The sequence below is a fragment of the Gulosibacter sediminis genome (assembly GCF_023370115.1).
Taxonomy (GTDB): Bacteria; Actinomycetota; Actinomycetes; order Actinomycetales; family Microbacteriaceae; genus Gulosibacter; species Gulosibacter sediminis_A.
In genome coordinates this window covers 2,168,319-2,190,215 of the sequence record NZ_CP097160.1, presented here as the reverse complement: position 1 = coordinate 2,190,215, position 21,897 = coordinate 2,168,319, and the positions used below count along the sequence as shown (strand labels likewise).

Genomic DNA, 21,897 nt, shown 5'->3' with positions numbered 1-21,897 from the left:
GCCCAGACCGGGCGGTTGCTCACCGAGACGGGCTACCCTCACAGGTGATGTTTGTGCCGCTGAAAAACACGCCAATGCGCTACGCCTGGGGCTCCCGTGGAGCCATTAGCGATCTGCTCGGAACGGGCGGTGTGCTCGACGAACCCGAGCTCAATTCGCCGCTGCAGGCTGAGCTGTGGTTCGGCGCGCATCCGGCCTCGCCATCGAGGATTCCCGACCCCGAACTGGCCGGGGGTGCGGCCACGCTGCGCGACTGGATCGCCGACGCGCCCGACGCGGCGCTCGGTGCCCGGGCCGCTCAGGTGCATCCGGGCGAGCCGCAGCTGCCATTCCTCCTCAAAGTGCTCGCGGCGGCGCAGCCGCTGTCGCTGCAGGTGCACCCGACGCTCGCCGAGGCGCGCGCCGGCTACGACGCTGAGGATGCGGCCGGGGTCGCGGTTGACGCGCCCGAGCGCAACTACCGCGACCGCCTGCACAAGCCCGAACTGCTCGTCGCGCTTAGCGAGACGATGTCGGCGCTCGCGGGCTTCCGCGCGGTCGACTCGGTGCGCGAGCTTGTTGCCGACGTCGCCGCCGCGGTCGCCGGCACTCCGGCCGAGGCCGACTTCGCGCCGTTTGTGCGGCTCGTCGGCGGGGCCGATGACGAGGCGGCCATGCGCGAGTTGCTGACTTGGATCCTCACCGACGCAGCGGCGAAGCCCGCGTCGGCGGCACTGGATGCGTGGGTCGCGACCGACGGCGAGGTGTTCGCCGTCGAGCGGCACAACCTCCGGCGCATCCGCGAGGCCTTCCCCGGCGACGCGAGCGCGCTCATCGCGCTGCTCATGAACCATGTCGTGCTGCACCGCGGCGAGGCGCTCTACGTGCGCGCCGGCGTACTCCACGCCTACCTCGAGGGCCTCGGCATTGAGGTCATGGCCTCGAGCGACAACGTGCTGCGAGGCGGGCTCACCGTGAAGCATATTGACGTCGACGAGCTCATGCGCATCCTTACTGTTGTGCCCGAGGACGCACCGCTGCTCGCGCCCGTGGTGCACGGCAACGTGGCGGACTTCGTGCCGCAGGAACCCGACTTCATGCTGCAGCGCGCGGCCGCCGAACACCTCGACGACCATCTCGAGTGTGTCGGCCCCGGCATCGCCGTGTGCGTGGCCGGCACGGTGCAGCTCGAGGGAGGCGCTTCGGGCACTGCGAAGACGCTCGGTCGCGGCGACGCGGTGTTCATCACGCCCGATGAGCGCTCAGTGCACGTGCGCGGCCGCGGCAACCTGCTGCTTGCCACGATGAACCCGCATGCGGGGGATTCTCAGGAGATGCCCGCCTGATCAGGTATTGATCTTCGCCGGGCAAATGCCGCGAGATCGTTGTGAAGGCGGGCGACACGCCGTGGCGGTCGTTGCACGAATGTCTCAAGTGTTGCATTAGGGTTTCCGGCTCTCCCACTTGACGCGCACCGAATGACAACGATGTAATTAGTGCGGTGGCTCGGGCAAGTCGCTCGAGGAAAAGCGTGGGAGACGTGATATGGCAAAGATGATCCGTCCAGTTCCTGAGAACTGGTACGTCGATCCGCTGGAGCTGGGGGTACCCGGCACCGGCAACCAGATCGGCGACGACAATCCGCTTGCCTGGCAAGCGGACGCGCTGTGTGCGCAGACCGACCCGGAGGCGTTCTTCCCCGAAAAGGGAGGCTCGACTCGCGACGCCAAGATGATCTGTCAGTCCTGCGAGGTGCGCGCGCAGTGCCTCGAGTACGCCCTCGAGCGCGACGAGCGCTTCGGCATCTGGGGCGGGCTCTCCGAGCGCGAACGCCGGAAGCTGCGTAAGCAGGCCTAGCGAGGCCCGCGGAAGCAGTCCGGCACCACCCACGCCCGGCCGGATGCTTCCGTCACTCCGGTCGGGCGGGGGAACGAATTCTTGGCTTGCCGAGATGAATCCCCACGGCCGGTGCCCTGCGACCTAGCATTCGACAAATGCGACCAAGAGTAACGGCCATCGTCGTGGCGCAAAACGCCGCCGAGGCGCTCGCTCGAACCCTCCCCGCGCTCGAGGAGCAGACGCGAGCGCCGGAACGACGTATCTTCGTCAGCCTTGAGTCGCGAGATGACACCGAGGAAGTTCTGCGGGCAGCGTCGCCCGAGGTCCTCGTCACGCTGCCAGAGCGCACCTCGTTCGGCGAGGCCGCGCGCGCCGCGGTCACGCAGCTCGCCGAGATCGACGAGGGTGACGCCGCCCGCATCGAAGAGTTCGGCACCGAGGGGGAGACTCCGAACGACTGGATCTGGCTACTCGCGGCCGATAACGCGCCCGACCCGGACGCGCTCGAGGAACTTCTCGACACGACCGAACGCAACCCCTCGCTGGAGGTGACCGGCCCGAAGGTCGTGCGCACCGACGACCCCGCCGTCATCGTCGAATACGGCGAGTCGGTGACGCACACCGGTGTTTCGGTGCGCCTGCACCAGGACTCCCTCGACCAAGGCCAGTTCGAGCACCTCAGCGACGTGCTCGGCGTCGGCGCTGGCGGCATGCTCGTGCGCCGCGACACTTGGGATCGCCTCGACGGCTTCGACCGCGGGCTCGACGCCGTCGATGATGGCCTCGACTTCTCGGTGCGCACCTGGCTCTCGGGCGGTCGCGTGCTGCTGAGCCCCCGCGCCCGCGTCGAATCGCTCGCCGAGGAGGCTGCCGGCACGGCCCGCTATGGCCAGCGCACACGCAGCCTGCAGCGCTACCGCATCCGCCGCACCGCGCAGCTGCACCGGCAGCTCGTCTGGGCTGGCCGCGTCGAGTTCTTCTTGAGTTGGCTCATGCTGCTGCCGGGCGCGCTCTTGCGCACCCTGCTGCACCTGCTGCGCAAGAACCCCGGGCGCATCCTGCCCGACCTGCGCGCCGCGCTCACCGTGTTCTTCCTGCAGACCGGCGTGCCGTCGTCGCGCCGCCAGTTCCGGCGCACCACGCAGCAGCCATTGAATACGGTCGATCAATTGCTCATCTCGCCCACCGAGTGGCGCAAGATGCGCGCGAATCGGCGCGACGAGTATCGCGCGGCCTCGCAACACGGCCGCGACCGCTTCAACTTCATCACCGGTGGCGGCGGTTGGCTGCTCATCGTCGCGATCATCGCGGCGGTCGCGCTGTTCTTCCCGCTCATCGGCGCGGGCTCTCTCGCGGGCGGCGCGCTGCTGCCGCTGTCGGGCACCATCGGCGAACTCTGGGGCACGACCGGCTACGGCCTGCGCGACACCGGTGGCGGCATCGGCGTCGCCGACCCGTTCAACCTCGTGCTCGCGGTGTTCGGCTCGCTCACGTTCTGGAACCCGAGCTTCATCATCGTGCTGCTCTGGCTGCTCGCGATTCCCGTCGCGGCGGTCGGCGGCTGGTTCCTCGCCGCTCGCTTCACGCGCAGCCCCTGGCTGCGCGCATTCTTCGGCCTCGTCTGGATGGCGGCCCCACCACTGCACGTCGCGCTCGCCGAGGGCCGCGTCACGGGCGTGCTCGTGCACCTCGCGCTGCCCTGGCTCTTCTTCACCTGCATCGCCGCGGCGCGGTCGTGGGCGGCGGCGGCCGTGTGCTCCCTGCTCGCGCTCGTCGTTGCCGCGAGCTCGCCGAGCCTGATCCCGGCGCTCGCCATTACCTGGCTGCTCTCGGTGTTCATCGCCGGTCGCGGCTGGGTGCGGCTCGCGCTCACGCCGGTGCCGACCGTCGTGATGTTCCTGCCGCTGCTCATCACGCAGCTCAACCGCGGCCGGCCGTTCGCGATGTTCGCCGACCCGGGCATGCCCGTGGTCTCGGAGCCCGCGCGCGGCTGGAACGCCGCGACCCTGTTCGCCGAACAGCCGCCGCACGGCTGGGCGCAACTTTTCCAGACCCTCGGTATTACCTGGGACCCCTGGATCGTGCTCGCCTTGCTGCAGGTGCCGCTCGCGGTGCTCGCGCTCATCGGTGTCTTCACGCGCGGCTGGCGCGTCGCGCTCGTTGGGCTCGGCACCGCGGCCCTCGGCTACGTCACGGCCGGCGTTGCGGGTGGCTTCGCGTTTGCGACCACCGGCGGCGTCGCGGTGCCGCTGTGGATCGGCCCCGCGCAGTCGTTTGGCTTCCTCGGCTTGCTCGTCGCGGCCGGCGCCGGTGCGGTCGCGATTCGCGGCTTCCGGGTGCCCGTCACCGCGGTCGCCCTGCTCGCGATCGTCGCGCTGATCGTGCCGGTTGCGCCGAACCAGCTCACCGGCACCTCGCCGGTCGCGGCCTCGGACGGACGCACGCTGCCCGCCCTTGTGGATGCACAGGGCCGCGCCGCTGAACAGCTCGGCACGCTCGTCATCACCCCGACGAGTGCCGACACACTGCGCGTCGAGCTCATTCGCGGCTCGGGGCAGAAGCTCAACCAATTCTCGACGCTCGAGACGACGAACCTCGTGCCGACGCAGGCCGACGAGCAGCTCGCGAACATCGCTGTCGGCTTCCTCTCCGCCGGCGCATCCAACCCCACCGCCCAGCTGCACGAACTCGGAATCGGTTTCGTGCTCGTCGAGAACGCGCCCTCCGGCGGCGGCGCGATCGAGCAGCGCCTCGTCACCGCGATGTCGACGAACGAGGCGCTCTCGTCGGCCGGGCAGACCGCCGAATACGGCACGCTCTTCCAGGTCGTCAACGCGGCCGAAACGCCCACCGACCCCGACCTCGCCGGCGCGCTCGAGACGACGAACTGGCAGCACCAGCTCGGCCGCAGCATGCTCATCGTGCAGCTCGCGGTGCTGCTGTTCGTGATCCTGCTTGCCCTGCCCACGGGCGGCCTCGAGTCACGTGTGCGGGCGAGCCGTGCCTTGGGTCGCCGCCATTGGGAAGACCTCGATCGAGGCCGCGAGACCTTCACCGAGTTCGGTGCGGTGTCGCAAGAGACGGTGCACGTCTATGCCGACCAACCCACCGGCGACCACATCGACACCGAGGGAGACACTCGTGCCTGACCGCTCGCCCCGCCCTGTCGACTCGTACCGCGACTTCGGCATCGACCCCGAACTCGTTGCGGCGCCCGCACTGCCCGACGAAGACGAGCCCCTGCGTCTCGATGAGCTGGCCGGCGTGCCCGCGTATGTGGGCAGCGCTGTGACGGAAGATCAGCGCAGCAGCGAAGTTGCGCTGCTTGACGAGCCCGAGCCGGATGCGAGCGAGAGCGAAGCGAGCGACACCCCGGTCACCGAATCTAGCGCCCCGCCCAAGCCGCGCTCGCGCCGCAACCGTCAGCGCGCATCCGGCCGCTCGCGCGCCCAGGAACGCCGTCGCCGCGGCGCCGCCTCGACCGCCGCGCGCACGGGCGGCACGGTCGCGGCCCTCGCGATCGTCGCGGTGGGCGTCTGGGCCCTCGGCTGGATGCCCCTGCCGCAGTTCCAGGCCGAGGCCGTGCCGGTCTCGGTGACGCCCGAGCCGGGTGAACAGCTGCGCGTGTGCCCCGGCCCGCTGCAGCAGCTTGGCGTTTCGTCGGATGCGTCCGAGATCACCGCGGTCGGTTCGCCCACCGTGGCGAGCGCGGCGACCGGCGGCGAGCCCGAGACGACCGAGCTCGGCGGCACGGGCGAGGGTTCGGGCCCGAGCGTGCTGAGCATGCCCGGCATCGTCGACGGCGAAATCACTCAGCTCACGGCCGCGCAAACGGTGATCGCCACGGGCGGCAACGCGAGCGGCTTCTCGGCGACCGCGTGCATGCAGCCGACGTCGTCCCAGTGGCTGCTCGCCGGCGACACCACCGTCGGGCACACGCTCGTCATCGACGTCGTGAACCCCGGCAATGTCGAGGCGCGCGTCAACTTCAATGCCTACGACGAGACCGGCCCGGTGTCACCCTCGATTCCCGAGACTGTCGTCGGCCCGGGCGAGCGGCAGGAGATCTCGCTCGCGGGCATCGCACCGGATGCCGCATCCCTCGCCATTCAGGTCACTTCGACCGGCGCCGAGGTCGCGAGCTACCTCCACGAGACCATCACGAGCACACTCGACCCCGCGGGCAGCGACATCGTGGGGCCCTCGGCACTGCCCTCGACCGAGCAGGTGCTGCCCGGCCTCTACGTGTACGAGCGGGCGGAGGACGACGAGACCGAATCGACCACCGTGGGCACGACGGTGCGCCTCGCGAACCCGAATGACACGGCCACGAACGCGAGCCTGCAGCTCTTCACCGAAGACGGCGCGCAGGCCGAGCAGATCGACCTCGAGCTGCAGCCGAACGTAGTCATCGACTATCCGATCACCTCGCTCGCGAGCGGCACCTACTCGGTGCGCGTCGAATCCGACCAGCCGGTCGCGGTCTCGGGTCGCGTCGCGCCGCTCGAAGCCGGTGAGTTCGGTTGGTTGGCGTCGTCGCCCACGCTGAGCGACGACGTCATGGTGGCGGTGCCGAGCGGGCCGAGCGCGACGCTCTCGCTCACGAACTTTACGGATGCGCCGCGCACCGTGACGATCGACGGCGACGAGATGACGCTCGAGCCGAACGCGACGCACCGCGTCGACGCTGCCGGCGAGATCGAGCTCATCGACGCCGACGGCCTGTACGCCGCCGTGAGCTACGCCGAGGGCGGCCGCATCGCGATGTTCCCCGTGCAGCCGGGCAACGCCGACGCCGAGCCGATTCAGGTCACGCGCTAGCTCGCGGCTAGCGCGGCGGGTCGAGCAGGTCGTCGTTGATAATGCCGCCGAGGCCGCCGTCGAGCAGCTCGTTGACGGCCGAGATCACGGCGCGCTCGATGTACTCGCGGTAGCGAATCTGGTCGCGCGGGTCAGACAACGAGAGCTTCGCGAGTCGCTCGAGCGGCACGCGGTAGAGGATCACGTCGTTCGGCGGGCGAATCTGCCAGCGGTCCATGCCGTCGCGGTGCTGGTCGTCGGGCGGCATCGGGGCCGTGTAGACGCGCACCTCGGCGAGCTGCTCGGGCGCCATTGAGCGCAGGAAGCCGAGCGTCTCGGCGACGATGAGGTGAAATCGGGGAACCCGGCCCGTCAGCTGCGGCAGCCACGGCCCGGCCGCGCTCGAGCGCAGGCTGCGCCCGTGGCGGCTGCGGGATCCCCGGCTGCGGCGTGCATCAGCGAGCCGACGCTTCGAAGACCTAGGCATAGCCGCCAGCCTACCCCGGCGAGGTGAGCGGCGGACTAGCATGGCGGTATGCGTTCCCGTCCCTGTAGTCGAGTTGGGTGCTCGCGGCGTGCCGCCTACACGCTCACCTTCGACTACCGCGATCAGATGGCCGCGATCGGGCCGCTCGCGTTCCGGGCCGAGCCCCACGCCTACGACCTCTGCCCCCTGCACGCGGGTCGCACATCCGTGCCCGAGGGTTGGACCCTCATCAAGCCCGTGCCGATCGGCCGCGTCGACTAGGCGCGCTAGCGAATCGCGTCGGCGATCGGGGTGTCGCCGTCGTAGAAGTTCACCTTCGTGCGCGAGGCGGCGCCGGTGGCGACGACGTGGGCGATGACGGCCGCGACGTTGTCGCGCGAGGTGACCTTCGCGTCGTCGGCGATCGGAGCGTCGACGCCCTCACCGTTGGCGTCGGCGACGAGCACCTTGCCCGATCCAGGCTCGAGCGTGAGGTTCCCCGGCCCCAGGATCGTGAAGTCGAGTTGAGATGCGCGGAGGTAGGCGTCCGCGTCGTGCTTCGCCTTCGCGTAGGCGTAGAAGCTATTGCTCTCGGGCAGCGCATCGACGTCGAGGTCGGCACGGTTGTACGACACCATCACGTAGCGCGAGACGTTGGCCTGCTGCGCAGCATCCATCGACCGCGTCGCGGCGAGGTAGTCGACCTGGTGTGTGCGCTCGGGGTTGCCACCGCCGGCACCCGCCGAGAATACGACCGCCTGGGCGCCCCTGAACAGTTCGGCGAGTTCATCGACCGTCGCGGTCTCGATGTCGAGGATGCGCGGGGTCGCGCCGACGGCCTCGACGTCGGCCGCGTGTTCGGGGTTGCGGATCACGGCGTCGACGGCGAAGCCCGCCGCCGTGAGCTTTGGTGCCGCGAGCTGCGCAACCTTGCCGTGGCCGCCGAGGATAACGATGCGGTTGTTGGAAGTCATAGTGGTCCTCCTTTTGCGTCGAAATGGCGCTAGATCGCGCCCTGCACTCGAGTCCAACGCATCCCTCCCGGGCAGTATTCCGGCGCGAAAGCGGGCGCGGCTGGGCGGGCTCCGGCCGCCGAGCGACTACATTTGCGCCTATGCATACTGCGATTTCGGCTATCGAACCTGAGCTTCGCGGTGACCTGACCCAGGTCGTCAAGAACTACGACATCCGCGGCCTCGTCGGTGACACACTCACCGCACCGCTCGTCACCGCGCTCGGCGCCGCCACCGTCGATGAGCTTGGGCTCGCCGACCTCGAGCTCGTCATCGGGCACGACATGCGCGACTCCAGCCCCGAGTTCGCCGAGGCCTTCGCCCGCGGTGCGACCGCCCGCGGCGCCCGCGTCACGCACCTCGGCCTGTGCTCGACCGACATGGACTACTTCGCCTCGGGACGGCGGGGCGCCGCCGCGGCGATGTTCACGGCCTCACACAACCCGGCTGCCTACAACGGCATCAAGATCTCGGCCGCAGGCGCGAAGGGCATCTCGTTCGACTCCGGACTCAGCGCGATCCGCGACCGCGCGGCCGCGTACCTCGACGCGGGCATCCCCGAGGCCGAGCACACACACGAACCGCAGCGAGTGGATGTTCTGGCCGACTACGCGCGCCACCTGCGTTCGCTCGTCGACCTGTCGGGCATCCGCCCCCTCAAGCTCGTCATCGACGCCGGCAACGGCATGGGCGGCTACACGGTGCCCGCGGTGTTGCAGGAGGCCGCCGGCCTGCCCTCGTTGCCGCTCGAAATCGTGCCGATGTACTTCGAACTCGACGGCAACTTCCCGAACCACGAGGCGAACCCGCTCGACCCGAAGAACCTCGTTGACCTCCAGGCGCGCGTCGTCGCCGAGGGCGCCGACCTCGGCCTCGCCTTCGATGGCGACGCCGACCGCTGCTTCGTCGTCGACGAGCAGGGCGAACCCGTGTCGCCGTCGGCGGTGTGCGCCATCGTTGCCGCGCGGGAGATCGCTCGGGCGAACACCGCGGGCGAGTCGCAGCCGACCGTGATCCACAACCTGCTCACCTCGCGTCACGTCGAGGAGGTCGTGCGCGAGCTCGGGGGCGAGCCCGTGCGTACCCGCGTCGGCCACTCGCTCATCAAGGCCGAGATGGCGCGCACCGGCGCGGTCTTCGGCGGCGAGCACTCAGCGCACTACTACTTCCGCGATTTCTGGGGTGCCGACAACGGCATGCTCGCGGCGATGCACGTGCTCGCGGAGCTTGGCGCATCCGGTCGCCGGGTCTCCGAGCTTGCGGCCGAGCACACGCCCTACTTCGCGTCGGGCGAGATCAACTCGACCGTCGCCGACGCGGCCGCCGTGCTCGAGCGTCTCCGCACCGAGTTCGCGGGCATCGAGCTCGACGAGCTCGATGGCCTCACCATCAGCGAAGGCAGCAGCGGTGAGTGGTGGTGGGCGAACGTGCGCCCCTCGAACACCGAGCCGCTGCTGCGGCTTAACATCGAGGCGTCGACGCCCGAGCTCATGGCGCACGTGCGCGACGAGTTCCTCGGGCACATCCGTCAGGACGCCTGACACCTCGGGCACCAGGCAGACCGCCGCGTGCCTCCTTCACGCTGCCCCGAGGCGTGCGTGCCCTCAAGAATGACGGTGCCGCAACGTCGGCAGGCGTGGCCCGCGCGGCCAAACACGTAGCTGCGCTGGCCGGGCCGCGGGTTACCCGTGAAGGTGCGTTCGACGCGGTCGCGGTTCTCGAGCATGAGGTCGCGGGCGTGCGCAAGCAGCTCGTCGAGGTCGCCCGCGTCGCCCACGCGCCGGTCGGGGCGAATGCCCCGCAGAAACAGCAGCTCGGTCACGTACTCGTTGCCAAGGCCTGCGACGTTGCCTTGGTCGAGCAGCGCGGCGGTGAGCGGCCGCTCGGGCTCGAGGCGGATGCGCCGGGCGGCCTCTTCGAGGTCGGGTTCCGGCGAGAGCAGGTCGGGCCCGAGCCAGCCGAGCTTGCTCGCCTCGTCGCGCGTGCGCCAGAGCGCGAGCTTCGCGAGGTCGATGCCGAGGGCAACCACCGCATCCGTGCCGATCACCGCGCGAAGCCGATGCCGCGCCGGCCACGAGGCGCGACCTGCCTCGCCTGGGCGCACGAGCCGCCAACTGCCATCCATGCCGAAATGTGACTGCACCGTGAACTCACCGATGCGCAGCAGCACGTGCTTGCCACGCGCGTCGGCGCCCTCGATGCGCTCGCCCCGCAGATCGGCGGTCGCGTGCGCGGGCACCCGCAGGGAAAAGTCCGTCACCTCGCGCCCCGCGAGCGACCTCGCGAGGTGGTGGGCGGCGCGGTAGGCGCTATCGCCTTCCGGCATACCCGGACTCTGGCTTGAGCCGCAGGCCGCGCGGCGTCGTGACGAAACCGGCCTCCTGCAGCCACGTCGAAATGCCGTGCTCGAACACCGAGGCACCGTTGGCGCGTTCGATGACGAGGCCCGGGATGCGCGCCCGCCGCACCGTGTCGCTGAGGCTGTAGGCCGCCTGCCGCAGCAGCGTGTCGTCGTCGGTGAACGTGAGCATCGTCTTGCCGCCGCGCTCCACGTAGAGTACGAGTGCGCCGTCGGCGAGCGTCACGAGCCCGCCCGCCTTGCGACCGGGGCGATGGGTCGACGCGTGCTCGGGCCACGCGACCGCGGCGCCGTAGGCGTTCGCCGGGTCGGTCGCGGCGAGTGTGAGCAGGCGCGCCTCGCGGTCGGTCTCGAGTCGCTGCTGCACGGCGCGGAGCCGGTCGATCGCTCCGGCCGCCGCGAATTGCGAGGCGCCGAGGTGTTCGACGAAGTAACCGCGACGGGCATGACCCGACTCCTCGAAACGGGCAAGCACGCGATAGACGAGTGCGAAGCCGCCGACGACGCCGCTCGCCTCGACCGAGCCGCGCGTGACGACGCCGTAGCGGTCGAGCAGGAGGTCGCCGAGCGCCTGCGCCCGCGTGGTGGCGCCCTCGTCACTCGTCGGCGCGATCGACCAACGTCCCGTGCCCTGCGGCGGGGTGCTCGGGCCGGCGGTGGCCGCGGCGTGGCCGCGCCAGAGTCGGCCCCGCGCGGGCCGTGCCGCCGTGCGATGCGCTGAGGTCGACTTGCTGCCCGCATTGCCCGAGAGCAACGCGCGCAGGGGCGTGAGCGCGTCGTTGGCGGCGATGCCAAGCCACGTGAGCTCCCAGAGTGCGTCGATGACGGCGTCGATGCGCGGCGGGGCGGCGTCGGGCTCGAGCTGCTCGAGTCGGCGGATGAGCTCGGTCACGAACATTGCGCCGCCCTGCTCGAGCACCTCGGCGCAGCGGGCTGCGAGTGGGCTCGGCGCTTCGCGGTCGGCGGGGGCTTCAGGCAGGGTGAACGCGGCGGTATCGCGCAGGTGGAGGCTGACCCAACCGTCGGCGCTGCCGATCGCGCCGTGGCCGAGCCAGAGCACCTCGCCGCCGCCGAGGAGCTCGTCGAGCATAGCGGGCGAGTAGTCACGCACGCGGGCGGGCAGCACGAGCGACTCCCAGGCGGATGCCGGGATCGGCACCCCCTGTAGCTGGTCGATGACGGTGACGACGCCGTCGATGCCGTGCAGCTCGTCGCCGACGTGCTGCCACTCGGGCAGGAACGCGCCGAGGGATTGCTGCGTGACCGGCTCGATCTCGCTGCGCAGCTTCGCGAGGGTGCGCGAGCGGATGCGCCGGAGCACGCCCGCGTCGACCCACTCGACGCCGTCGACGCCTGGCGTGAATTCGCCTCGCTGCACCGTGCCGGTGATCTCGAGGCGCCGCAGCACGTCGGCGACTACCGCCTGGCCGAGCCCGAACTCGTCGGTGAGCTGCGCGGCGCGGAAGGGTGCGTGCGTGCGCGCATAGCGGCGTACGAGGTCGCCGAGGGGGTCAGCGACGGGCTCGAGCATCGCGGTCGGCACACCGATCGGCAGCGGCACGCCGAGGGCGTCGCGCAGGCGCGCGGCATCCTCGACGCCGGTGAGCCGTTCGGTGCCCTGCACGCGCAGCCAGAGCGCGCGCTTCGCCGTGATGAGCGTGTCGGCGAGCGACGCGACGAACTCGGCCGGGGCATCCGGCAGCTCGGCGGCCTCGTCGTGCGGGTCGGCGTCGGGGTGCCGCACGCGTCGGCGCAGCTCGTCGAGCGAGAGCGGGCCAACCACACGCAGCAGATCGGCGAGGCCCTCGGCGTCGCGTGCCCGCCGCGACGGCTCAAGCCATTGCAGCTGGGCCTCGACGTCGTGGATTGCGTCGAGGTCGAGCAGCTCGCGCAGCGAGCTCGCGCCAAGGAGGTCAGCGAGCAGGTTCGTGTCGAGCTGCAGGGCGGCCGCGCGGCGCTCGGCGAGCGGCTGGTCGCCCTCGTACATGAACTCGCCGACGTAGCCAAATAGGAGCGACTGCGCGAAGGGCGACGGCGACTCGGTCGTTACCTCGGCGAGTCGCACCTCGCGCGTCGCGAGCTTCGCGAACAGCTCGGTGAGCGAGTCGAGGTCGTAGACGTCGTGGAGGACCTCGCGCACGGTTTCGAGGATCATCGGGAACTCGGGGTACTTGCGCGCGACCTCGAGCAGCTGCGCGGCGCGCAGGCGCTGCTGCCACAGCGGCGCCCGCTTGCCGGGATGCAGCCGCGGCAGCAGCAGCGCGCGGGCCGCGTTCTCGCGGAAGCGGGCGGCGAACAGCGCCGATGTGCCGACCTCGCGCGTGATGGTGGACTCGACCTCGTCGCGTTCGAAAGCGAAGAGGTCGGCCCCGGGCGGCTCGTCGTCGACGTCGGGGATGCGCACGATGATGCCGTCGTCGAGCGCCATCGCGCTCGCCTCCATGCCGAAGCGCTCGCGCACCCGCGCCGTCACCATGAGGGCCCAGGGCGCGTGCACGGGGCGACCGTAGGGCGAGTGAAGGATGATGCGCCAGTCGCCGAGCTCGTCGCGCACCCGCTCGATGAGCAGCTGGCGGTCGGTTGGCACGTGGCCGGTTACCTCGAGTTGCTCGCGCACATACGCGGAGATATTCGCCTGCGCGAAGTCGTCGCACACCCGGGCGAGGCTGTCGGGCAGGCGCGCGTCGTTCCCGGCGATCTCGCGCACAGTGGCGCCGATCGCCGCGCCGAGCTCGGCGGGGCGGCCGATACCGTCGCCCTTCCAGAATGGCAGGCGCCCGGGCTCGCCGAACGCCGGCACGACGAGCACGCGGTCGGGGCCGATCTCGCGGATGCGCCACGACGTCGCGCCGAGCGCGATGACGTCGCCGACACGCGACTCGTAGACCATCTCTTCGTCGAGCTCACCGACGCGCTTGCCGCCGCCGTCGGTGCCGTCGATCATGAACACGCCGAACATGCCGCGGTCGGGGATCGTGCCGCCCGAGACCACGGCGAGGCGTTGCGCACCCGGCCTGCCCTCGAACCAGTCGGCGTCGCGATCCCACACGAGGCGCGGCCGCAGGGTCGCGAACTCGTCGGAGGGGTACTTGCCAGCGAGCAGGTCGAGCACCGACTCGAGCAGCGCCGAACTGAGCTGCGCGAACGGGGCGCTCCGGCGCACGAGCGCGAGCCACTCCTGCACCTGCCAGCGGTCGAGCGCGGCCGCCGACACGGTGTGCTGGGCGAGGACGTCGAGCGGCTGCTCGATGGTGGTCATGCGCTCGATGTTGCCGTCGAGCATGCGCGAGGTCGCGACGGCAGTGTGGAGCACATCCGCCCGGTGCTTGGGATAGAGCCGGGCGCGCGACACCTCGCCGACCTGATGGCCGGCCCGGCCGACGCGCTGGAGGCCGCTCGCGACACTCGGCGGTGACTCGACCTGAATCACGAGGTCGACGTCGCCCATGTCGATGCCGAGTTCAAGGCTCGAGGTGGCGACGACGCAGCGCAGCGTGCCCGACTTCAGGGCGTCTTCGACCTGCGCCCGCTGCTCTTTCGACACCGAGCCGTGGTGGGCGCGGGCGAGGTCGGCGCTCGCGCCGTCGAACGCGCCCGAGCCGCCCATGAGCTGCGCGCCGAGCGTGCGGGGCGCCGGTTCGTCGGTGCTCGCGGGTGCGTCGGCGGCGAGGCGTCGCTCGTATTCTTCGTTGAGGCGGGCGGTAAGCCGTTCGGCGAGCCCGCGCGAGTTGACGAACACGATCGTCGAGCGATGCCCGAGCACGCGGTCGACGATCGCCGACTCGATGTGTGGCCAAATCGTGCCGGTGCGCCGCGGATCGGGGTCGCGAATGCCCTGGGTCGCGTCGCCGAAGACGAGGTCGTCTTTCGGCTCGGCGACGGGAATGTCATTGAGATCGGCGACGGGCACGACGACTCGCAGATCGAACGCCTTCTCGCTCGCGGGCGCGACGATCTCGACCGGCGCCTGCCCGCCGAGGAAGCGCGCGACCGTCTCGAGCGGTCGCACCGTGGCCGAGAGGCCGACGCGCTGCGCAGGCGACTCGAGCAGGGCATCCAGGCGTTCGAGCGAGAGCGCGAGGTGCGAGCCTCGCTTGCTCGCCGCGACGGCGTGCACCTCGTCGATAATGACGGTGCGCACGCCCCGCAGCGCCTTGCGCGCGCTCGACGTGAGCATGAGGTAGAGCGACTCGGGCGTCGTGATCAAGATGTCGGGCGGCTTCGACACCTGCGCACGGCGTTCGGATGGCGTCGTGTCGCCCGAGCGCACGCCGACCGTGATCTCGGGCACCTCGTGGCCGAGGCGCACCGCGGTTTGGCGGATGCCGACGAGCGGTGCTGCGAGGTTGCGCTCGACGTCGACGCCAAGCGCTTTGAGCGGGGAGATATAGAGGATGCGCGTGCCTCGCCCCGCTTCGTTCGCGCGCTCCTGGATGAGCTGGTCGATGGCCCAAAGGAACGCCGCGAGCGTCTTGCCCGAACCGGTTGGAGCGACGACGAGCGTGTGGTGGCCGTGCCGGATGGCGGCCCAGGCCTCGCGCTGGGCGCGCGTTGGCGCATCGAACGCGCCACGAAACCACGTGGTGGTCGACTCGCTGAACCCGGCGAGGGCATCCGAACTGCTCACTGTTTGATCCAACCACCACCCACCGACATGCTCCCCGCACGCCAGCGGGAATGGGGCACAATGAGCACATGGACGTGAGCACCCCGGACCCCGAGTCATCAGGCTGGTTGAGCGACGACGATCTCGAGCTCATCCGCCGACGCACACCGATCATCTACGTCGAGGCCATTCCCGTGCTGCTTGACGGTCGCGGCGAGGTCGAGGCGATCGGCCTGCTGCTGCGCGCGAATCCCGAGGGACTCATCACGCGCACATTCGTGTCGGGCCGGGTGCACTACGGCGAATCGATTCGCAGCGCGCTGTTGCGCCACCTGGAGAAGGACCTCGGCACGATGGCCTTCCCGCAGCTGCCCGCCTCGCTGCAGCCGTTCACGGTGGCCGAGTTTTCACCTCTGCCCGTGACCGAGCTCTATGACGAGCGGCAGCACGCGGTCGCGCTCGAGTACATCGTGCCGGTGACGGGCGAGTGCATTCCGCGTCAGGATGCGCTTGAGGTCACCTGGGTCACGCCGGATGAGGCGAAGGACCCGGATCTGCTCGAAGAACTCGAGGGTGGCCGCGGCTCGATTCTGCGCCAGGCCATCGGTTTCCTCGGCGCCTGGTAAGCGAGGTCGACTTCGAGGCGGCGGGAACTTTTTCGCGCTTGCAACCATCAGAATGTACGTTCGCTGTGTCCGCATTCGTGCCCAGGAGGAATCATGAGCCAGCAGTACCCCCAGCAACAGCAGCAGCCGTACTACCAGCAGGGGTATCAGACTGCGGGCTACCAGCCTGCTCAGCAGGTGGTCAGTGCTGACAGCGTTGGCAGCTGGGTGCTCACGATCTTCCTGATGGGCATTCCGCTCGTGGGGCTCATCTACATGATCGTGCTCGCGGCCGGCGATGGTCGCTCGCTTGCGAAGCGGAACTTTGCGCGCGCCTACCTTATTTGGGTCGGCATCAGCATCGCGCTGGCGATCATTCTTGGCATTATTGCCGCGGTCACCGGTGGGCTGTTCTTTAGCGCCGTCTTCAGCGAGCTAAATAACTCAACGAGCTACTCCTCGCACAGCTACTAGCGGTTCGCGTCCCAGTCGCGCCACGCCTGTTCGGCCCGCGCTCGCGTGTCTGAGACGGGCGCGGTGCGTGGATGCTCGGGGCGGCTTGCGCCGTCGCGGCTCGCGTCGATCGCGAAGCCGCTCGGTTCGGGCGCGGTCGGGCGCACCGCATCCTCGAGAATCATGAAGTCGCGCTGCGAGAGCTCGACCCAGCCGTCGCGGAGCTGCTCGCCCCAAAATCTGGTGTCGCGTGTGAGTTCGAGCATGTCGCGCAGGGGGCGGATGGGCGCGATGCGTGCGCCCGGCAGCCAATCGACCGGCGCGACCCAGCGCGGCGTGCCGTGCCCGCCGAGTTGATAGGCCTCGCCCGTGACTCGGCCGGCGGCGACGGCTGCGCGGAGTGGCTCACCGTCGGGGTTGTATTCGCGCGGCGAGTAGATGATGACGCCGTCGGCTTCGCGGAATGACCAAACTGGCTGCTCGTTGCCCCACGTCACGCGCGCGACGCCCGTTTCGACGAGCTCGCGGGCGCGATCGAGTGGGTGGACGAGCAGCCAGTATCGAATCGCCACGGTGGGTTAGCGCAGCGCGGTGCTTGGCATGCGCGTGTAGATCTCGCCGGCGACGACGAGGTCCTGCCAGGGCATGCCCACGGTCTTGTACACGGTGGGCTTGCTGCGGTCGATGCGCACGTCGCCGCGCACGACGTCGCGCACGGGAATGAGCGACTCGCGGCTGAGCACGCCCTCGGCGATTGCGTGGGCGATTTCACCCGACTCGTTCACCGCGGTGTCGACGTCCTCAACAATGACGTTCGACCGTGCCATGAGCGCGGTGTCGAGCTCGCTGCGCTCGTTATTGTGCGTGCCGAGCGCGACCACGAGCGTGCCCGGGCGCACGAGGGAGCCGTCGAAGAGTGGCTCACCCGAGCCGGTGGCGGTGATGATGAGGTCGGCCTGCGGAATCGCGGTCTGCGGCGGCATGGCCTGGCCGATGCGAGCGTTCCACCCGAGCTCGGCCGCGGTGGCGGCGAACATTTCGGTCTTGCGGGCGTTGCGCCCGGCGACCACGAGCTTCTTGAGCTGTGGGTGAAGTTCGCGCAGCACCTGCGCGTGCTTGCGTGCTTGGGCGCCGTAGCCGTACATGACGACGCTGCTGGAGTCGAGGTTGATGAAGCGCGAGGTGACGAGGCTCGTCATGGCGGCGGTGCGGAGGTCGGTGAGCTCGTCGCCGTCGATGATCGCCTTCGGCGTGGTCGTGAGGGCATCCATGAGCACGTAGAGGCCTTGTGCTCGGTCGACGTTGCGGGCCGGGTTGCCCTCGTTGACCGACATGATCTTCGCGCCGACCCATTCGGGGGCGTGCGAAGCCATGAACAGGAGGCGCTTGCCCTCGTCGAGTTGGAAGAAGCTGCGGGGGAAGTCTTGCGACGGGTCGATCTCGGTCCTGAGTGCGCGCTCGAGGGCGTCGACCGCGTCACCGACTCGTATGTGATCGAGGATGTGCTTGTTGGTGATGTGTGGAATGTTCACGGAAGCGGGTGCTCCTTCAACGCTCGACGGGATGCAGCGGCGAATACCGGGGCCTCGCCGCCCCGTTGTAGGTGAGCGGCCGTGCCTGGCAGAAATGCTACCCGCAGCAGCGGCGTGCTTGCCGAGGGATGACGGCTGGATACGCCTGGAGTTCGTCGTACGCGCGAAATAGCCGGTGCGCCCTGACCTCTCCGTGTGGGGATTCCAACTCGGAGATCCCGTTGCCCAGATGTCGGTATCGCCACGGTCGTTGGTGTTTCAGGATGTGGTGTTGTCGACACAGGTGTGCCTGGTTATCGACGGATGTTTTGCCGCCCGCGGCCCACGGCGTGATGTGATCCAAAGCCGAGTCGACGCCCTGGCGCCCGTCAGCGCTGGCTCCCAAACCTCGACAGACGCACTCCCCAGTGCCCGTCCTTAGCCCCGCCTACCCAAGCTCCGCGCGAATCGCGTCAACAAGGTGCTCGATCGCGGCATCCGGGGTGTCCCACGACGCCATGAGGCGCACGGCGCCCGGCATCGGCGGCCAGTCGTAGAACCGCACGGTGTCGTGCGCGCGCACACGATCGGCCACGCCCTCGGGCAGCACCGGGAACACCGCGTTCGCCTCAATCTCGAGCGGCACCTCGACACCGGGCAGCTCGGCGAGCCGGCGACCGAGCTCACGTGCCTGCCCATTCGCGTGTTCCGCGTTGCGGCGCCAGAGGTCGCCCTCGAACAGCGCGAGCAGCTGGGCCGACACGAAGCGCTGCTTCGAGGCGAGCTGCGTCGTGATCTTGCGCAGGTAGGCGGTGCCGGCCACCGCATCCGGATTCACGACGATGACTGCCTCGGCCCCGAGCGCACCGTTCTTCGTGCCGCCGAGCGAGATCACGTCGGCGCCCTGTGCGACCTCGGCAGGGGTCACACCCTGCGCTGCCGCCGCGTTGCTCAGGCGCGAGCCGTCGAGGTGCAGGAACATGCCTGCCTCGTGCACGGCCTCGGCAAGGCGCGCGAACTCCTCGGGCGAATACACCGTGCCGAGCTCGGTCGAATTGCTCACCGAAACTACCTGCGGGGATGCGCGGTGCACGTCGTCGGGATCGGGCTCGATGAGGAGCTCGGGCAGCAATTTGCCGCCCGGCGCCTCGACCGGTAGCAGCTTGATACCGCCGACGCGCTCGGGCGCTGCCTGCTCGTCGGTGTTGATGTGTGCCGCGGTGGTGCACAGGGCCGTGCCCCACCGCGGCAACATCGCCTGCAGCGACACCACGTTCGCCCCAGTGCCGTTGAACACGGGGAACACTTCGGTCTGCTCACCGAACCAGCCGCGAACGACCTCCTGGAAATGCTGCGTGTAGGGGTCGTCACCGTAGGCGAGCACGTGCCCGCCGTTCGCCACGGCGATCGCCTCGAGGACTTCCGGGTGCACCCCCGCGTAGTTGTCGGAGCCGAAGTGGTACTGAGTAGCGTCATGCAGCGGTGAGATCACGGCGACTATTCTGCCCCCGCGCGCCCGAAGGTTTTACGAGCGCGCGCTGCGCGTTGGTGTCGCGATCCTCGCCGCGAGCTCCTCGGGCGATCGCTCGCGCCACTCAATAAGAAATCTGCGGTCGAACCGCCGCGTGCACTTGCCGCACGACATCGGCCGCGTGGGCCGCCGAAAGCGCACGACCTCGTGGCCGTTGGGGCACTCGCCGTGCCAGCGCGCGAACTCGCGTGCGACCGGGCCATCGTGCGTGCGGCTGCCGGTGTAGCCGATGCTGCGGGCAAGCACGAGCCACACCTCGCCGTGGCCGGCCTCGGGCCCGGCGAGCGCGTGCGCGATTTCGTGCAGCAGGGTCTGCTCGACGTCATCCAGCGTCGAGCGTGCCGCCAGATGCTTCGACACCGAGATCGTGCGCTTCGTGAAATTACACAGACCCGCGCGGGTCTTCGCGGTGTCAAAACGGAACGACCACTCGGGGGAAAGATGGCGGGACATCAGTTCAAGGGCGCGAGCGCGCACCACATCAAGATCAGCCATGGTCAATGCCTCTCGTTCGTGCGGCCACGCCCACCGGGCGCCGCCGCGTGCTGCCCCGCACGGCAACCACAGCATCGCACCAGCCACCGACATGACAGTCGGCGCCGGCGAAAACCGCTAGGCGTTGATCGAGGTGATGGGGTCGTCGAACTCGTCGGGTGTGCGGTCGCCCTCGAGCTTCGCCCGCACGACGCGAATCGCGAACTTCGTCGAGTTGGCGTGATCGGCGGGAATCCCATCGCTCTCGCGGAACTTCAGCGCGCGCTCGAAGTCGGCGAGCGCCTCGTCGTAACGCTCGAGCTCGAACAACACCTTGCCGCGGTGCTGCAGCGCAAAGCCGGCGAGCTCGGCCCAATCGTGGGCAATCGCCTCTTCGACGCAGTTCGTGAGCTCGTTCAACGACAGATCGAGCTTGCCCTGGTACTGCGTGACCTGGGCGCGTCGCACCCGAGCGGCGAGCGAGTCCTCGCGCGAGCCGGTGAAGCGGGACTGCCGGGCCGCTGCCTGCGCCTTGTCGTACGCCTCGTCGAGGCGATCGAGCATGCGCAGCAGCGCGACCTGCTCGTTGAGGGCAGCGAGGGAACGGAACTGCGAAATCTCTTCAAGCCGTGCCGTCGCCGCATCAACATCGATGCGCTCGCGCAGCGTCTCGGGGTCATAGCCAAGAATGATCGGTGAGTCAGACACGCCCCCGAGAGTAGTGCGCCCGCCTCCAAATGCGCGCGTGCCACCCCGTTACGGGCGGAGCTAGCCGCGATCGCGCCCGCGGCCGGTCGTGAAGATGCCCCGGCCGGGCACGGGCGAGTCGGTCGCCTCGGCGTCGTGCACCTCGCTCGCGCCGCGCAGCCACTCGATTGTCTGCGGCGCCGAGTGCACGGTGGCGGGCGGGAAGCCGGATGCGGCGAGGCGCGGCAACATCGGCAGTTCGAGTTCCTCACGGCTCGCCACCGCGACGATGTTGCCGAAACGGCGGCCCTTGAGTACTGCGGGGTCGCTGATCAGCAGCGTCGGGCCGATCGCGGCGCGGATGCTCGCCACCTCCCCGCGCGCGAAACGCAACTCGTGCCCATCGGCCACGTTGACGAGCACGACGCCGTCGGGCGCGAGGAAGGTCGCGATCTCTTCGAAGAACTCGACGCTCGTGACATGGGCTGGCGTCGACGGGCCGGCGAACACATCCACGACGATGACCTCGACGCTGCCCGCCAGGCCCCGGGGCAGCTTCGCGAGCTGCTCGCGCGCATCCCCGTAGCGAACCCGAATGGATGCGCTGGCCGGCAGCGGCGCGACCTCGCGCACGAACTCCACGAGGTCGCGCTCGAGCTCGATCACCTGTTGGCGGGAGCCGGGGCGAGTCGCTTCGACGTAACGCGGGATCGACAGGGCGCCGGCCCCGAGGTGCAGCGCGGTGATCGCCTGGCGCTCGCCGAAGGCGAGGTCGAGCACGTGCCCCATGTGGCGGATGTAGCCGAAGCCGAGGCTCGTCGGGTTGGCCCGGTCGACCTGCGACTGCGGGGTGCCGTCAACGATGAGCTGCACGATGTCGCCGTCGAGGACGAACTGGGCTTGCCGGCCCGAAGCGAGGGTGCGGGTGAGTTCGGGGGAGTGCTGGCGCGCCATGCTTCGATTATGGCCGCTCGCCCACGACCACCGCGGGCCAGCCCATCCAGCCAATTCAATGGACGGACTTAGGTTGACCTTATTTTGATTAGTTCAAAAGAACGATACGGTTGTCACATGACCACCACGCACGAGCGCGCCGCACCGGAGGCCTGGGCTGCGCGCATCCGCGAGGTCGGACTCCGTGTGACGCCGCGTCGCGTCGCGCTGCTCGAGGCACTTGCCGAGCATCCGCACTCGACGGTCGACGAGGTGCATGTGCGCGCATCGTCCGCGGTGCCGCACCTCACGAAGCAGGCGGTTTACGTGAGCCTCGGCGACTTTGAGCACCACGGTCTCGTGCGCCGCATTGACCCGCCGAACTCGCCGGCCCGGTACGAAACGCGCACCGACGACAACCACCACCACCTCGTGTGCGACAACTGCGGCACGATCGTCGACGTCGACTGCTCGGTCGGCGCCGCGCCGTGCCTGCACCCGGCCGACGACGCCGGCTTCGAGGTGCACCTCGCCGAGGTGACCTACCGCGGCCTCTGCGCCGACTGCCTGGTCGAGCGCAACGCCGCTCGCCAGGCCAACCAGACCACCCCATCCACCCCTACCGAAGAACAGGAGTGATC

Annotated in this window: 20 protein-coding genes; 9 read left to right on the top strand and 11 right to left on the bottom strand. The window is 69.6% G+C overall.

The genetic code is table 11. The annotated features are described in order from the left end of the window. The first annotated feature begins 53 nt into the window (after positions 1–53). From manA to M3M28_RS10070, 4 genes are all read left to right on the top strand, one after another. On the top strand, positions 54–1,325 hold the full coding sequence (gene manA / locus M3M28_RS10085) for a mannose-6-phosphate isomerase, class I (protein WP_249386335.1): 1,272 nt from the start codon (positions 54–56) through the stop codon (positions 1,323–1,325). A gap of 199 nt (positions 1,326–1,524) precedes the next feature. Next, positions 1,525–1,836, top strand: coding sequence for a WhiB family transcriptional regulator (locus M3M28_RS10080; RefSeq protein ID WP_249386334.1), 312 nt, complete (start codon positions 1,525–1,527; stop codon positions 1,834–1,836). A 137-nt stretch (positions 1,837–1,973) separates the two neighbouring features. After that, positions 1,974–4,967, top strand: a complete 2,994-nt coding sequence (locus tag M3M28_RS10075; protein ID WP_249386333.1) for a glycosyltransferase — start codon at positions 1,974–1,976, stop codon at positions 4,965–4,967. Further along, the gene (locus M3M28_RS10070) at positions 4,960–6,639 is read left to right on the top strand and encodes a DUF5719 family protein (protein ID WP_249386332.1); all 1,680 of its coding nucleotides are present in this window, start codon (positions 4,960–4,962) and stop codon (positions 6,637–6,639) included. The genes M3M28_RS10075 and M3M28_RS10070 overlap by 8 nt, the downstream gene beginning before the upstream one ends. A 7-nt stretch (positions 6,640–6,646) precedes the next feature. Here M3M28_RS10070 and M3M28_RS10065 read toward each other — a convergent pair whose 3' ends face one another. Next, a complete protein-coding gene (locus M3M28_RS10065) occupies positions 6,647–7,105 on the bottom strand; it encodes a hypothetical protein (protein ID WP_249386331.1) in 459 nt (152 codons plus the stop codon). Between the two features lie 48 nt (positions 7,106–7,153). Here M3M28_RS10065 and M3M28_RS10060 point away from each other — a divergent pair, with 48 nt between their 5' ends. Further along, the gene (locus tag M3M28_RS10060) at positions 7,154–7,366 is read left to right on the top strand and encodes a DUF3499 family protein (RefSeq protein ID WP_249386330.1); all 213 of its coding nucleotides are present in this window, start codon (positions 7,154–7,156) and stop codon (positions 7,364–7,366) included. Positions 7,367–7,371: 5 nt separating this feature from the next. Here M3M28_RS10060 and M3M28_RS10055 read toward each other — a convergent pair whose 3' ends face one another. Then, positions 7,372–8,058, bottom strand: coding sequence for an NAD(P)H-binding protein (locus M3M28_RS10055; protein ID WP_249386329.1), 687 nt, complete (start codon positions 8,056–8,058; stop codon positions 7,372–7,374). 140 nt (positions 8,059–8,198) lie between these two features. Between M3M28_RS10055 and M3M28_RS10050 the strand changes: the two genes are divergently transcribed. Then, a complete protein-coding gene (locus M3M28_RS10050; protein ID WP_249386328.1) occupies positions 8,199–9,638 on the top strand; it encodes a phosphomannomutase/phosphoglucomutase in 1,440 nt (479 codons plus the stop codon). On the opposite strand, the gene M3M28_RS10045 is transcribed toward M3M28_RS10050, so the two are convergent. Next, positions 9,626–10,423, bottom strand: coding sequence for a DNA-formamidopyrimidine glycosylase family protein (locus tag M3M28_RS10045; protein ID WP_249386327.1), 798 nt, complete (start codon positions 10,421–10,423; stop codon positions 9,626–9,628). The two genes, M3M28_RS10050 and M3M28_RS10045, sit on opposite strands and share 13 nt — an antisense overlap. Next, the gene (locus tag M3M28_RS10040) at positions 10,407–15,083 is read right to left on the bottom strand and encodes an ATP-dependent helicase (RefSeq protein WP_249386326.1); all 4,677 of its coding nucleotides are present in this window, start codon (positions 15,081–15,083) and stop codon (positions 10,407–10,409) included. The genes M3M28_RS10045 and M3M28_RS10040 overlap by 17 nt, the downstream gene beginning before the upstream one ends. 68 nt (positions 15,084–15,151) lie before the next feature. Here M3M28_RS10040 and M3M28_RS10035 point away from each other — a divergent pair, with 68 nt between their 5' ends. Both M3M28_RS10035 and M3M28_RS10030 read left to right on the top strand, forming a co-directional pair. Further along, a complete protein-coding gene (locus M3M28_RS10035) occupies positions 15,152–15,688 on the top strand; it encodes a DUF4916 domain-containing protein (protein ID WP_249386325.1) in 537 nt (178 codons plus the stop codon). A 93-nt stretch (positions 15,689–15,781) separates the two neighbouring features. Further along, positions 15,782–16,141, top strand: coding sequence for a hypothetical protein (locus M3M28_RS10030; RefSeq protein ID WP_249386324.1), 360 nt, complete (start codon positions 15,782–15,784; stop codon positions 16,139–16,141). On the opposite strand, the gene M3M28_RS10025 is transcribed toward M3M28_RS10030, so the two are convergent. The 7 genes from M3M28_RS10025 to M3M28_RS09995 form a co-directional block, all read right to left on the bottom strand. After that, positions 16,138–16,692, bottom strand: a complete 555-nt coding sequence (locus M3M28_RS10025) for an EVE domain-containing protein (protein WP_249386323.1) — start codon at positions 16,690–16,692, stop codon at positions 16,138–16,140. The two genes, M3M28_RS10030 and M3M28_RS10025, sit on opposite strands and share 4 nt — an antisense overlap. Before the next feature lie 6 nt (positions 16,693–16,698). Next, positions 16,699–17,652: an ornithine cyclodeaminase family protein gene (locus M3M28_RS10020; RefSeq protein WP_249386322.1), complete on the bottom strand. Its 954-nt coding sequence runs from the start codon at positions 17,650–17,652 to the stop codon at positions 16,699–16,701. Positions 17,653–17,749: 97 nt separating this feature from the next. Then, the gene (locus M3M28_RS10015) at positions 17,750–17,995 is read right to left on the bottom strand and encodes an HNH endonuclease signature motif containing protein (RefSeq protein ID WP_249386321.1); all 246 of its coding nucleotides are present in this window, start codon (positions 17,993–17,995) and stop codon (positions 17,750–17,752) included. An 84-nt stretch (positions 17,996–18,079) separates the two neighbouring features. Further along, positions 18,080–19,123 (bottom strand): threonine aldolase family protein, encoded by a 1,044-nt coding sequence (locus M3M28_RS10010; RefSeq protein WP_249386320.1) that lies wholly within the window; start codon positions 19,121–19,123, stop codon positions 18,080–18,082. Between the two features lie 33 nt (positions 19,124–19,156). Next, a complete protein-coding gene (locus M3M28_RS10005) occupies positions 19,157–19,657 on the bottom strand; it encodes a SprT-like domain-containing protein (protein WP_249386319.1) in 501 nt (166 codons plus the stop codon). A 117-nt stretch (positions 19,658–19,774) separates the two neighbouring features. After that, a complete protein-coding gene (locus M3M28_RS10000; RefSeq protein WP_249386318.1) occupies positions 19,775–20,344 on the bottom strand; it encodes a tetratricopeptide repeat protein in 570 nt (189 codons plus the stop codon). Between the two features lie 60 nt (positions 20,345–20,404). After that, entirely contained in the window at positions 20,405–21,277 is an 873-nt protein-coding gene (locus M3M28_RS09995) for a spermidine synthase (protein WP_249386317.1), read from the bottom strand. A 117-nt stretch (positions 21,278–21,394) separates the two neighbouring features. On the opposite strand from M3M28_RS09995, the gene M3M28_RS09990 reads away from it, so the two are divergent. Continuing rightward, positions 21,395–21,895 (top strand): Fur family transcriptional regulator, encoded by a 501-nt coding sequence (locus M3M28_RS09990; RefSeq protein WP_249386316.1) that lies wholly within the window; start codon positions 21,395–21,397, stop codon positions 21,893–21,895. The last annotated feature ends 2 nt before the right edge of the window (positions 21,896–21,897 follow it).

Excerpts from the sequence above, each read along its gene's own strand:
- M3M28_RS10080 (WP_249386334.1), top strand. The coding sequence starts at position 1,525 with ATGGCAAAGATGATCCGTCCAGTTCCTGAGAACTGGTACGTCGATCCG.
- M3M28_RS10075 (WP_249386333.1), top strand. The coding sequence starts at position 1,974 with ATGCGACCAAGAGTAACGGCCATCGTCGTGGCGCAAAACGCCGCCGAG.
- M3M28_RS10065 (WP_249386331.1), bottom strand. The coding sequence starts at position 7,105 with ATGCCTAGGTCTTCGAAGCGTCGGCTCGCTGATGCACGCCGCAGCCGG.
- M3M28_RS10060 (WP_249386330.1), top strand. The coding sequence starts at position 7,154 with ATGCGTTCCCGTCCCTGTAGTCGAGTTGGGTGCTCGCGGCGTGCCGCC.
- M3M28_RS10055 (WP_249386329.1), bottom strand. The coding sequence starts at position 8,058 with ATGACTTCCAACAACCGCATCGTTATCCTCGGCGGCCACGGCAAGGTT.
- M3M28_RS10050 (WP_249386328.1), top strand. The coding sequence starts at position 8,199 with ATGCATACTGCGATTTCGGCTATCGAACCTGAGCTTCGCGGTGACCTG.
- M3M28_RS10045 (WP_249386327.1), bottom strand. The coding sequence starts at position 10,423 with ATGCCGGAAGGCGATAGCGCCTACCGCGCCGCCCACCACCTCGCGAGG.
- M3M28_RS10035 (WP_249386325.1), top strand. The coding sequence starts at position 15,152 with ATGGACGTGAGCACCCCGGACCCCGAGTCATCAGGCTGGTTGAGCGAC.
- M3M28_RS10030 (WP_249386324.1), top strand. The coding sequence starts at position 15,782 with ATGAGCCAGCAGTACCCCCAGCAACAGCAGCAGCCGTACTACCAGCAG.
- M3M28_RS10005 (WP_249386319.1), bottom strand. The coding sequence starts at position 19,657 with ATGGCTGATCTTGATGTGGTGCGCGCTCGCGCCCTTGAACTGATGTCC.
- M3M28_RS09995 (WP_249386317.1), bottom strand. The coding sequence starts at position 21,277 with ATGGCGCGCCAGCACTCCCCCGAACTCACCCGCACCCTCGCTTCGGGC.
- M3M28_RS09990 (WP_249386316.1), top strand. The coding sequence starts at position 21,395 with ATGACCACCACGCACGAGCGCGCCGCACCGGAGGCCTGGGCTGCGCGC.